The sequence below is a fragment of the Streptomyces sp. NPDC052701 genome, assembly GCF_040678355.1.
GTDB lineage: Bacteria > Actinomycetota > Actinomycetes > Streptomycetales > Streptomycetaceae > Streptomyces.
In genome coordinates, this window is sequence record NZ_JBFATO010000003.1 from 143961 (window position 1) to 156493 (window position 12533).

A 12533-nucleotide genomic window follows, 5' to 3' on the forward strand; every position below is an offset into this window, starting at 1 on the left:
TACGACGAAGGAGCCGATCATCCAAGAGCCCGAAGCGCCCGAACCGGAGGCCACCCGCCGTGACGCGGACGTCGCGGAGAGCGCCCGGGCCAACCGGGGCTGGTGGGACCGCAACGCGGACGAATACCAGGTCGAGCACGGTGCGTTCCTCGGTGACGACCGTTTCGTCTGGGGCCCGGAAGGACTGGACGAGGCGGAGGCCGGGCTGCTCGGCCCGCCGGAGGAGCTCAAGGGCAGGGACGTCCTGGAGATCGGCGCCGGCGCGGCGCAGTGCTCGCGCTGGCTGGCCGCCCAGGGCGCGCGCCCGGTCGCCCTGGACATCTCCCACCGGCAGCTCCAGCACGCGCTGCGCATCGGCGGGTCGTTCCCCCTGGTGTGCTCCGACGCGGGCGCGCTGCCCTTCGCGGACGGCTCCTTCGACCTGGCCTGCTCGGCGTACGGGGCGCTGCCCTTCGTCGCCGATCCGCGCCTGGTCCTGCGGGAGGTGCGCCGGGTGCTGCGGCCCGGCGGCCGCTTCGTCTTCTCCGTCACGCATCCCATCCGCTGGGCGTTCCCGGACGAGCCGGGCCCGGAAGGGCTGAGCGTGTCGTCCTCCTACTTCGACCGCACCCCGTACGTGGAGCAGGACGAGGAGGGCCGGGCGGTGTACGTCGAGCACCACAGGACGCTCGGCGACCGCGTCCGGGACATCGTGGCCTCGGGCTTCCGGCTGGTGGACCTGGTGGAACCGGAGTGGCCCGCCTGGAACACCTCCGAGTGGGGCGGCTGGTCGCCCCTGCGCGGGGCCCTGATCCCGGGGACGGCGGTCTTCGTCTGCGAGCGGGACTGACGGCGGTACGGGAACGACGGCGCCACGGGGGCGAGGGACGTCACGGGGGCAGGAGACGTCACGGAGGCAGGGGAACGGCACGCGCGTGGAGGGCCCTTCCGCGGGGCGTACGACACTGGGGACGTGATCCGTTACGACGCTCTGGACTCCCTGCCCGTGGGCGGTGCCCTGCCCGCTCTGCACGACGCTCTGGAGGGCCACGGCACCGCGGTGCTCGTCGCGCCGCCCGGCACCGGCAAGACGACCCTGGTGCCGCTGGCGCTGGCGGGACTGCTCGGGCAGGGGCCCGGACGGCGCGTGGTGGTCGCCGAGCCGCGGCGGATCGCGGCGCGCGCGGCGGCCCGGCGGATGGCGTGGCTGCTGGGCGAGAGGCCCGGCGGCGGCGTCGGCTACACGGTGCGCGGGGAACGCGTCGTCGGGCGGCACACGCGCGTGGAGGTCGTCACGACCGGTGTGCTGCTGCAGCGCCTGCAGCGGGACCAGGAGCTGGCCGGTGTGGACGTGGTCGTCCTGGACGAGTGCCACGAGCGGCATCTGGACGCGGACACGGCGGCGGCGTTCCTGTGGGACGTGCGCGAGACGCTGCGGCCGGAGCTGCGGCTGGTGGCGGCGTCGGCGACGACCGACGCCGAGGGGTGGGCGCGGCTGCTGGGCGGGGCGCCGGTGGTCCAGGCGCGGGGCGCCTCGTACCCAGTCGAGGTGGTGTGGGCGCCGCCGGCCCGCCCGGTGCGGCCGCCGCACGGGACGCGCGTCGACCCCGCGCTGCTCATGCATGTGGCGTCGGTGGTGCGGCGGGCGCTGGCCGAGCGCGACGGGGACGTGCTGTGTTTCCTTCCCGGTGTGGGCGAGATCGCCCGGGTCGCCGGGCAGTTGGGGGATCTCGGGGACGTGGAGGTCCTCCAGGTGCACGGGCGGGCGCCGGCGGCCGTGCAGGACGCGGTGCTGGCCGCCGGGGAGCGGCGCCGGGTGGTGCTGGCGACCTCCGTGGCGGAGTCGTCGCTGACGGTGCCGGGTGTGCGGGTGGTCGTGGACTGCGGGCTGGCCCGCGAGCCGCGGGTGGATCACGCGCGCGGGCTGAGCGCGCTGACGACGGTGCGGGCGTCGCAGGCGACGGGCCGGCAGCGGGCGGGGCGGGCCGGGCGCGAGGCGCCGGGGACGGTGTACCGGTGCTGGGCGGAGGCCGAGGACGCGCGTCTGCCGCGCTTCCCCGCCCCCGAGATCAAGGTGGCCGACCTGACGGCGTTCGCCCTGCAGACGGCGTGCTGGGGGGATCCGGACGCGTCCGGGCTGGCGCTGCTGGATCCGCCGCCGGGCGGGGCGATGGCGGCGGCGCGGGCCGTCCTGACGGCGATCGGGGCCGTGGACCGCGCCGGGCGGGCCACACGGCGGGGGCTGCGGCTGGCCCGGCTGGGCGTGCATCCCCGGTTGGGGCGGGCGTTGCTGGACGCGGGCGCCTCCGACGCCGTCGCCGAGGTGGTGGCCCTGCTCAGCGAGGAGGCGCCGCGGGAGTACGGGGACGACCTCGCCGGTGCGCTGCGGGCCGCCCGGCGCGGGGGTGACGCCTACGCCGGGCGGTGGCGGGCGGAAGTACGGCGGCTGCGGGCGGCCGCCGCGGAGGGTGCGCGGCAGTCCGCCCCCGGCTCCGTTCCGGCGGCGGGGAGGGCCGGGCGGTGGGCGGACGCCTCGCCGGACGCGCTCGTCGGCCTCGTCGCCGCTCTCGCCTTTCCCGAGCGGGTGGCCAGGGCCGACGGCGGGTCCTACCTCATGGTGTCCGGTACGCGGGCCGAACCGGGTGAGGGCAGCGGGTTGCGCGGCGCGCCCTGGATCGCCGTCGCCGCTGCCGACCGGCCCGTCGGCAGCAGGCACGCGCGCGTGCGGCTCGGCGCGGCCGTCGACGAGGAGGTCGCGCGGTACGCGGCCGGGGCGCTGCTGGAGGAGCGGGACGAGGTGCACTGGGGCGACGGGGACATCGTGGCCCGGCGGGTGGAGCGGCTGGGGTCCGTCGAACTGACCGTGCGTCCCCTGCCGGACGCCGACCCCGCCCACGTCCGCGCGGCGCTTCTCGACGGGCTGCGGCAGGAGGGGTTCGCACTGCTGCGGTGGTCGCCGGAGGCCGTCGTGCTGCGGCAGCGGCTCGCCTTCCTCCGCCTGCACCTGGGCGAGCCCTGGCCCGACGTCTCCGACGAGGCGCTGCACGCGCGCGTGGCGGAGTGGCTGGAGCCGGAGCTCGGACAGGCGCGGCGCCGTGCCGACCTCGCGCGGATCGATGCCGGGCAGGCGCTCGGCCGGTTGCTGCCCTGGGCCTGCGGGCAGGCCGCGCGGCTCGACGAGCTCGCCCCGGAGCGGATCACCGTCCCCAGCGGGTCGCGGATCCGCGTCGACTACTCCGACCCCGAGCAGCCCGTCCTCGCGGTGAAGCTCCAGGAGATGTTCGGACTGCAGAGGTCGCCGGAGGTCGCCGGGGTGCCCGTCCTCGTCCACCTGCTCTCCCCCGCCGGGCGGCCCGCCGCGGTCACCGCCGACCTCGCCTCCTTCTGGAGGGACGGCTACCGGGGTGTGCGCGCCGAGCTGCGCGGCCGGTACCCGAAGCACCCGTGGCCCGAGGACCCGGCCACCGCCGAGCCGACCCGGCACACCAACGCCCGGCTCGGGCGCTGATCCGTGCCGGTCCCGCGGCCTTCGCGCGGGCCGCGGGGCCGGCCGTGCGGAACCGGCGAAGGCGAGCGGGGGCCGGGCCCCTCCCACGGCGTGCGGCGGCCGCCCTGCCGGGCGGGGCGGCCGGGGAGGTGTGGGCACCGCCGTCGGCAGCGGCCCGGGAGAGCGGTGCACGCGACGGCGACGCCCCTGCGCCGGGAGGGACGCCGCCGTCGTGCCCTGGCCGCGGGGAGGACCCCGCGGGGCTACGCGCCGGGACTGGCCGAGGGGCCGGCGGACGCGCCCGTGGACGGGCTGGGCGACGGCGACGGGGCCGCCGCCACGGTCAGTTCGACGGTGAGCGTCGCGCCGCCCGCGGTGGTGACGCGGAGCAGGAACGTGCCGACGGTGTCGTCCGCGTGCAGCTGCGGCAGCGTCAGCAGGCCGTTCCCGTCGGTCCGCAGGCCCGTCAGGGTGCGAACGGGCTTGCCGTCGGCGCCCTGGAAGTAGGGGCCCTTGTCGTTGGCGGTCGGGTCGGCGGCCGACTTGATCAGTGTGGCGGTGGCCGCGACCTTGCCCGCGGCGGCGCCCCGGTACGTGGCCTTCACCACGACCCGGCCGGCGAACTCCCCGCCCGGGGTGCAGGTCAGCGGGGCGTCGCCGGTGCGGACGAGGGCGTCGGCGGTGCGCTCGGTGACGGTGGCCTTGTAGTCCAGGCCCCGGACCGCGCGGCCCACGACGGTCGCGCGCACGGTGAAGTCGCCCGTCTTCTCGCCCGCGCGCAGGGCGGGTGCCACGGCCACGCCGGAGCCGTCGGTGACGACCGTGGCCACGCTCTCGCCACCGGTGAAGGTGGCGTCGGTGTCGCCGACGACGGTGAAGCGGATCCTCACCTTCGCGACGGCCTCGCCGGTCTCGGTCTCGGCCCGGGTGCTGATCCTCGCGGGGAACGCCTCGCCCGCCGTCGCGGTGAGTTTCGCGGTGCCCGCGTCCTCCAGGTGGTCCACCGTGTCGGTGGGGGTGGCGGGAGGAGTGGAGGGCGGCGGGGTCGGGTCCGGGCTCTGGCCGCCGCCCGGGGCGGGGGGCGAGGACGGCTCGGGCGAGTCCGGCGGCGTGGGCCGGGGGCTCGCCTCGCCGTTGCCGTCCTGGTTCTTGCCCTGGTCCTTGTCCGTGCCCTTGTCCTGGTTCGTGCCCGCGCCCGTGCCCCTGCCGTCGCTGCGGTCCACGGGCACGGTGCCGGTGCCGTCGGGGATCTCGTGCGTGCCCTTGCGGTAGTACTCCAGCCAGGACAGGACGGTGTTCAGGTACTCCTGGGAGTGGTTGTAGCTCAGGATCGCGCGGTTGAGGTCGGCCTGGTCGGACAGGTCCCAGCCGAACCGGCACAGGTAGTGGCCGGCGGCGAGCGCGGCGTCGTAGACGTTGTTGGGGTCTTCTTTGCCGTCGCCGTTGCCGTCGCGGCCCGCCCACTGCCAGGTGGACGGGATGAACTGCATGGGGCCCACCGCGCGGTCGTACGCGCTGTCCCCGTCGTGGGCGCCGCCGTCGGTGTCCTTGATGCTCGCGAAGCCGTTGCCGTTGAGCTGCGGGCCGAGGATCGGGGAGAGCGTCGTGCCGTCGGCGGAGACGCGTCCGCCGCGGGCCTGGCCGGACTCCACCTTGCCGATGGCGGCCAGGAGCTGCCAGGGCAGGTTGCAGCCGGGCTTGGACTCGCGCAGGGCGGCCGCGGCCTTCTTGTACGCGTCGAGGACGGTGGCGGGGATGCCCGCCTCGGACGCGCCCGGCGCGGCCGGGGTGGCGCCGGTGGTCGGTGACGGGTTCGGGCTGTTGAGCGGCGGCAGGTCCGTGTAGTAGGGCGAGTTGCCGGTCGCGCTGCCGTCGGTGTTCACCTCGGGTGAGGGAGTGGCGTCCGCGGCGGTCTGTCTGCCGTGGCCGTCGGCCGTCACCCCCGGAGCCTGGGACGCGGACAGGGCCGCGACCGCGGCCGCTGCCACGGCGGTGGTTGCCGCTCCCTTGCGCAGCCTCCTGCCGAAATGCGCCGCCATAGGCTGAACCCCTCCCGTGGACGCCCGAGCGCCCGTCTCTGTCTGGTGTTTCGACCTGTTGTGACGATCGACCCGCCGCGGGGGTTGCCCCCCGGCAGGTATATCTCTGTTCCGTCGCGCCCTGTTCACACATACGACGTGCTTCCCGGCACGCCGGTCCTCGTGACCCTACGACAACTTGCTTTGCCCGGGCACCTGTTCGTGCCCGGTTTTCCCGGTTGGGCGCACCCGGTCGCGACGGCCCGCCTGTGGCGGTGTCCCGCATACTGGGAACCAGTGACCACCAGGGGCCGACCGGTCTCCTCAACGATCCTGCCGGGGAGCCGAGTTGCCGTTCACCTTGAGCCATGCGGCAGCCGTGCTGCCCGCCCTGCGCACCGACGGGACCGGCCGGGGCCCGCTGGTGCCGGCCGCTCTCGTGGCGGGCTCCTTCTCTCCCGACATGACCTATTACGCGGCGAGTGTCCTGTCCGGGGCGATGGAGTTCGGTGACGTCACGCACTCCTTTCCCGGCGTGTTCACGGTCGACGTGCTGATCGCCTGGGCGCTGGTGGGCCTGTGGCTGTTCGTACGGGAGCCGCTGGTGGCCCTGCTGCCGCGGGCCCGGCAGGGACGGCCGGCCGCGCTGCTGCGGTGCGGGGCGCCGCGCGCGCGTCTAGGGCCGTCGGCGGCGGCCCGGTGGTACGTGTCGGCGGCGCTCGGGGCGCTGACCCACGTCGTGTGGGACGCGTTCACCCATCTCGACCGGTGGGGGATGCGGGTGTTCCCCGTCCTGGGCCGGGAGGTGGCGGGTGCACCGCTGTACTGGTACCTGCAGTACGGCGGTTCGGCGGTGGCCGCGGTGGTCATCGCGGTGTTCGTGGCGCACGCGCTGCGCCGCGCGCCCCGCGCCGAGCCGGCCGGGGTCGCGGTGCTGTCGGCACGGGACCGGTGGTGGGCCGGGGCGCTGGTCGGCGGCTGCGCGCTGGCGGCGGCCGTGCAGCGCGCGTCACGGTGGTGGGCCTACTGGGGGTCGGTGGCGAAGCCGTGGGAGCTGATTCCGACGGTGTGTTTCGGGGCGGGTGCGGGGCTCGTCCTGGGAGTACTGCTGTACGCCGCGGGAATCAGGCTGTGGCGTCCGGCCCCGGTCCTCGCGGGGATCGAGGGCCCTGGAGGCGTCGGCAGGGAGCCGAGCCGTCCGGCCGCGCGCTGAGGGTGCCGGCGGTCGCGGCGGACACGGTGAGGAGGAAGGCGGGGCGGAGCCGCGGGAACAGCGGAGCAGCGCGAGGGTGAGGTGGCCTCGGGCCGGGCCGGCCCGCGGCCGCCAGGCGGAGGGCTGGACGGGGAGGACGGCGAGCCCCGCGTCGGTAGGCCGGCCCGGGCCCGCGGTCCTCGTGGAACCGGGCCCGGGGCCGCGGGCGGCGCGCCGGGCCCGCTCCCGATCGCGGCCCGGGCCCGGTGGGACAGCCCTGCGCCGCGACCACCGCCGTGCTCCGAAGGACCAGGCCCTGTCCTCGGGCTCCCGCCTGCCCGGCGACGCCAGGGCCTAGGGTCTGTCGTCGAACTCCCGTCGTCCGCCCGGAGGGCGGGCCCCGCGGCGTCGGGTGCGTGCTCCCGGCGTGCCGGGCACGGACCCTCGTACGGGATGTACTCGGGTCCGCGCCCGGTGCGGCGAGAGGGCGTGCAGGGCGTCGCGGGCAGGCGGGAGTCCGACGACAGCCCCTAGTGCGCCGCCGACTCCCAGTCGGGCCCCACTCCCACCGACACACCGAGCGGGACACGGAGCTCGACCGCGCCCGCCATCTCGCGGCGGACCAGTTCCTCCGCGGTGGCGCGCTCGCCGGGAGCGACCTCCAGGACGATCTCGTCGTGGACCTGGAGGAGCATGCGGGAGTTGAGACCGGCCTCGCGCAGCGCCCGGTCCACCTTGAGCATGGCGATCTTGACGATGTCGGCCGCCGTGCCCTGGATGGGCGCGTTGAGGGCCATCCGCTCGGCCGCCTCGCGGCGCTGGCGGTTGTCGCTGTTGAGGTCGGGCAGGTAGCGACGGCGCCCGAAGAGCGTCGCCGTGTAGCCCGTCGCCCGGGCCTCGTCGACCGCCCGGCGCAGGTAGTCCCGGACGCCGCCGAAGCGCTCGAAGTACGCGTCCATCAGGGCGCGCGCCTCGGCGGCCTCGATGTTCAGCTGCTGGGACAGGCCGAAGGCCGACAGTCCGTAGGCCAGGCCGTAGGACATCGCCTTGATCTTGCGGCGCATCTCGGCGTCCACCGCGGCGGGCTCGACGCCGAACACCTGCGAGGCGGCCGTGGTGTGCAGGTCCTCGCCCGAGGTGAACGCCTCGATGAGGCCGGCGTCCTCGGACAGGTGGGCCATCACGCGCAGCTCGATCTGGCTGTAGTCCGCCGTCATCAGGGACTCGAAGCCCTCGCCGACGACGAAACCGCGGCGGATGGCCCGGCCCTCGTCCGTGCGGACGGGGATGTTCTGCAGGTTCGGATCGGTCGACGACAGGCGGCCGGTGGCGGCGACCGTCTGGTTGAACGTGGTGTGGATGCGGCCGTCGGCGGCGATCGTCTTGATCAGGCCCTCGACGGTGACACGCAGCTTCGCCTGCTCGCGGTGGCGGAGCATGATCACCGGCAGCTCGTTGTCGGTCTGGCCGGCGAGCCAGGCCAGGGCGTCGGCGTCCGTGGTGTAGCCGGTCTTGGTCCTCTTGGTCCTGGGCAGGCCCAGCTCGCCGAAGAGGACCTCCTGGAGCTGCTTGGGGGAGCCCAGGTTGAACTCGTGCCCGGCCGCCGCGTGCGCCTCCTTCACGGCCTGCTGCACGGCGCCGGCGAACATCTGCTCCATGGCCTCCAGGTGCGTCCGGTCGGCCGCGATGCCGTGCCGCTCCATGCGGGCGAGCAGGGCGGACGTCGGCAGTTCCATGTCGCGCAGCAGGTCGGCCGCGCCGACTTCCCGCAGCTTGTCCTCGAAGGCCTGGCCGAGATCGAGGACGGCGCGGGCCTGGAGCATCAGGGCCTCGGCCTCGGCGCCCTCGTCCGTGCCGAAGGCCAGCTGGCCGTCGGCCTCGGCGGCGGGGGCGAGCTCCCGGTGCAGGTACTCCAGGGACAGCGCGTCCAGGTCGAAGGAGCGGCGGCCCGGCTTGACCAGGTAGGCGGCGAGCGCGGTGTCCATGGTGACGCCCTCGACGCGCCAGCCGTGCTCGGCGAAGACACGCATCGCGCTCTTGGCGTCGTGGAGGACCTTCGGCCGGGCCCGGTCGGCGAGCCAGGCCGCGAACGCCCTCTCGTCGGCCTCGTCCAGCTGGGACGGGTCGAACCAGGCGGCGGCCCCGCCGGACGCGGCGAGCGCGACCTCGGTGACCGAGCCCGTGCCGAGCGCCCAGGCGCCGACCGTGGCGACGCCGAGGGTCTCGGTGCCGTGCTCGGCGAGCCAGCCGGCCAGCTCGCCGGTGCCCAGCACCGTGCCGTCCAGCTCCACGCCGTCGGCGACGACCGGGGTGGTCTCGGCCTCCTCGCCGCCCGGGTCGACGGCGAAGAGCCGTTCGCGCAGCGAGGGGTTCCTGATCTCCAGGGTGTCGAGGATCATCGCGACGGCCTTGCGGTCGTACGGTGCCCGCGCGAGGTCGGCGACGCCCTTGGGGAGCTCCACGTTCCGCTCCAGCTCGGTGAGCCGGCGGTTGAGCTTGACCGCCTCCAGGTGGTCGCGCAGGTTCTGCCCGGCCTTGCCCTTGACCTCGTCGACGCGCTCGACCAGCTCCGCGAAGGACCCGAACTGGTTGATCCACTTCGCGGCCGTCTTCTCGCCGACGCCGGGGATGCCGGGGAGGTTGTCGGACGGGTCGCCGCGCAGGGCCGCGAAGTCGGGGTACTGGGCGGGCGTCAGCCCGTACTTCTCCAGGACCTTCTCCGGGGTGAACCGGGTCAGCTCGGAGACGCCCTTCGTCGGGTACAGCACCGTGACGTGCTCGCTGACCAGCTGGAAGGAGTCGCGGTCACCGGTGACGATCAGCACCTCGAAGCCCTCGGCCTCGGCCTGGGTGGCGAGCGTGGCGATGACGTCGTCCGCCTCGTACCCCTCGACGGCGAAGCGGGGCGCGTGCATCGCGTCGAGGAGCTCGCCGATCAGTTCCACCTGGCCCTTGAACTCGTCCGGCGTCTTGGAACGGTTCGCCTTGTACTCGGTGAACTCCTCCGAGCGCCATGTCTTGCGGGAGACGTCGAAGGCGACCGCGAAGTGCGTGGGCGCCTCGTCACGCAGCGTGTTGGCCAGCATCGACGCGAAGCCGTAGACGGCGTTCGTCGGCTGACCGGTCGCGGTGGTGAAGTTCTCCGCGGGCAGCGCGAAGAACGCGCGGTAGGCCAGCGAGTGCCCGTCCATGAGCATCAGGCGCGGGCGGCTGCCGGAGGTGTTGTCGGTCGTCTTCGATGCTGTCTCTGCCACGTCCCCGATCCTGCCACGAGCCACTGACAGTCCGCTCCGGCCCCAGCCGGGACCGCGGGTCGCAGGTCGCGGGTCGCGGGTCGCGGCGAAGGGTGCGGCCCGCCCGGTCCCGCCCCGCGCCGCACCCGGGGGAGCAGGTCCTCCGGGAGGCGCCGCCCGCCCGCCTTCGCGCTCCCCCGCTCGTCCCGCTCGTACCGCAGGCAAAGAACCGGGGAAAGCCCGCCTTCACCGTCGGTGGCGCGTGCGAGGATCGAAGGCGTATCCCGCAGGCACAGTAAAGGGGAGTGCGCGATGGCCGCGAAGCCGCCCAAGAGCGATCCGGTTCAGGACGCGCCGCAGGTCGCCGAACCGAAGCACGCGGCGGCGGGGCTCCCCGCCATCGGCCACACGCTGCGCGTCGCCCAGCGGCAGATGGGCCTCAGGCGCACCGCGCTGACGCTGCTGAACGTGAACCAGAAGGACGGCTTCGACTGCCCGGGCTGCGCCTGGCCTGAGCCGGAGCACCGGCACCGGGCGGAGTTCTGCGAGAACGGCGCGAAGGCGGTCGCCGAGGAGGCCACGCTGCGCCGGGTCACCCCCGAGTTCTTTGCCGCGCACTCCGTCGCCGATCTCGCGGCCAGGAGCGGCTACTGGCTCGGCCAGCAGGGCAGGCTCACGCACCCCATGTACCTGCCCGAGGGCGGTACGCACTACGAGCCGGTCACCTGGGAGCGCGCCTTCGACGTCGTCGCCGAGGAGATCGCCGCCCTCGACTCCCCCGACCAGGCCGTCTTCTACACCTCCGGGCGCACCAGCAACGAGGCCGCCTTCCTCTACCAGCTGTTCGCCCGCGAGCTCGGCACCAACAACCTGCCCGACTGCTCGAACATGTGCCACGAGTCCTCCGGCTCCGCCCTGTCGGAGACGATCGGCGTCGGCAAGGGCAGCGTCCTGCTGGACGACCTCCACAGGGCCGACCTGATCGTCGTCGCCGGCCAGAACCCCGGCACCAACCACCCGCGCATGCTGTCCGCCCTGGAGAAGGCCAAGGCGAACGGCGCGCGGATCATCAGCGTCAACCCGCTGCCCGAGGCGGGCCTGGAGCGCTTCAGGAACCCGCAGACCCCGAAGGGCCTGACCACCGGCTCCGCCCTCACCGACCTGTTCCTGCAGATCCGCATCGGCGGCGACCAGGCCCTCTTCCGCCTCCTCAACAAACTGATCGTCGAGACGCCGGGCGCGGTCGACGAGGAGTTCGTCCGCGCGCACACCCTCGGCTACGAGGAGTTCGCCGCGGCCGCCCGCGCCGCCGACTGGGAGGAGACGCTCACCGCGACCGGCCTGGACCGGGCGGACATCGAAAAAGCCCTGGCCATGGTGCTCGCCTCCCGGCGCACCGTCGTGTGCTGGGCGATGGGCCTCACCCAGCACAAGCACGCCGTCCCGACGATCAGGGAAGTGGTCAACTTCCTTCTGCTGCGCGGCAACATCGGCCGGCCGGGCGCGGGCGTGTGCCCGGTGCGCGGCCATTCCAACGTGCAGGGCGACCGCACGATGGGCATCTTCGAGCGGCCCGCCCCGGCCTTCCTGGACGCCCTGGAGAGGGAGTTCGGCTTCGCGCCGCCGCGCGAGCACGGCTACGACGTCGTCCGGGCGATCCGCGCGCTGCGCGACGGCGAGGCGAAGGTGTTCTTCGCCATGGGCGGCAACTTCGTCTCGGCCTCCCCCGACACGGAGGTCACGGAGGCGGCGATGCGCCGCGCCCGGCTGACCGTGCACGTGTCGACGAAGCTGAACCGGTCGCACGTGGTCACGGGCGCGCGTGCGCTGATCCTGCCGACCCTCGGCCGCACCGAGCGTGACGTCCAGGAGAGCGGCGAGCAGTTCGTGACGGTCGAGGACTCCATGGGCATGGTGCACGCCTCGCGCGGACGCCTGGAGCCGGCCGGTCCGCACCTGCTGTCCGAGCCGGCCATCGTGTGCCGGATGGCCCGCCGGGTGCTGGGCGCGGACAGCAGGGTGCCGTGGGAGGAGTTCGAGAAGGACTACGCGACGATCCGGGACCGCATCGCGCGCGTGATCCCCGGCTTCGAGGACTTCAACGCGCGCGTGGAGCGCCCCGGCGGGTTCGTCCTCCCGCACGCCCCGCGCGACGAGCGCCGCTTCCCGACCGCCACCGGCAAGGCCCACTTCACCGCCGCGCCGGTGGAGTACCCCGAACTGCCCGAGGGGCGGCTGCTGCTGCAGACGCTGCGCTCGCACGACCAGTACAACACCACCGTCTACGGCCTCGACGACCGCTACCGGGGCATCAGGAACGGCCGCCGGGTGGTCATGGTCAACCCGGCGGACGCCCGGGAGCTGGGCCTCGCCGACGGCGCGTACGTCGACCTGGTCGGCGAGTGGCGGGACGGCGTGGAGCGGCGCGCGCCCGGTTTCCGGGTCGTGCACTACCCGACCGCGCGCGGCTGCGCGGCCGCCTACTATCCGGAGACCAACGTCCTCGTCCCGCTGGACGCCACCGCGGACACCAGCAACACCCCGGCCAGCAAGTCCGTCGTGGTCCGTCTGGAACAATCGGCGACCGACTGAGCGTTTGCTCAGCCACCTGGTCGCGGCGGTGC

6 protein-coding genes are annotated in these 12533 nt (G+C 74.6%); 4 read left to right on the forward strand and 2 right to left on the reverse strand.

All coding sequences use genetic code 11. From position 1 onward, the window contains the following. Positions 1–16: 16 nt before the first annotated feature. Complete coding sequence (locus AB0L29_RS05720; protein ID WP_365824067.1) at positions 17–829, forward strand: class I SAM-dependent methyltransferase; 813 nt, start codon at positions 17–19, stop codon at positions 827–829. Between the two features lie 123 nt (positions 830–952). Next, positions 953–3487 carry an ATP-dependent helicase HrpB gene (gene hrpB / locus AB0L29_RS05725; protein ID WP_365823684.1) on the forward strand — a complete coding sequence of 845 codons (2535 nt, stop codon included), beginning with the start codon at positions 953–955 and terminating at the stop codon, positions 3485–3487. A 242-nt stretch (positions 3488–3729) separates the two neighbouring features. Here hrpB and AB0L29_RS05730 read toward each other — a convergent pair whose 3' ends face one another. After that, complete coding sequence (locus AB0L29_RS05730; protein ID WP_365823686.1) at positions 3730–5505, reverse strand: lytic transglycosylase domain-containing protein; 1776 nt, start codon at positions 5503–5505, stop codon at positions 3730–3732. A gap of 328 nt (positions 5506–5833) precedes the next feature. On the opposite strand from AB0L29_RS05730, the gene AB0L29_RS05735 reads away from it, so the two are divergent. Next, complete coding sequence (locus AB0L29_RS05735) at positions 5834–6697, forward strand: DUF4184 family protein (RefSeq protein WP_365823688.1); 864 nt, start codon at positions 5834–5836, stop codon at positions 6695–6697. Between the two features lie 509 nt (positions 6698–7206). Here the strand turns inward: AB0L29_RS05735 and polA are convergent. Then, positions 7207–9930, reverse strand: a complete 2724-nt coding sequence (polA, locus tag AB0L29_RS05740; RefSeq protein WP_365823690.1) for a DNA polymerase I — start codon at positions 9928–9930, stop codon at positions 7207–7209. 291 nt (positions 9931–10221) lie between these two features. Here polA and AB0L29_RS05745 point away from each other — a divergent pair, with 291 nt between their 5' ends. Continuing rightward, the gene (locus AB0L29_RS05745) at positions 10222–12501 is read left to right on the forward strand and encodes an FdhF/YdeP family oxidoreductase (protein ID WP_365823692.1); all 2280 of its coding nucleotides are present in this window, start codon (positions 10222–10224) and stop codon (positions 12499–12501) included. Positions 12502–12533 lie beyond the last annotated feature (32 nt).

Bases quoted from the DNA above. Each gene is read 5' to 3' on its own strand.
- AB0L29_RS05730 (WP_365823686.1), bottom strand. From the start codon at position 5,505: ATGGCGGCGCATTTCGGCAGGAGGCTGCGCAAGGGAGCGGCAACCACC.
- AB0L29_RS05745 (WP_365823692.1), top strand. From the start codon at position 10,222: ATGGCCGCGAAGCCGCCCAAGAGCGATCCGGTTCAGGACGCGCCGCAG.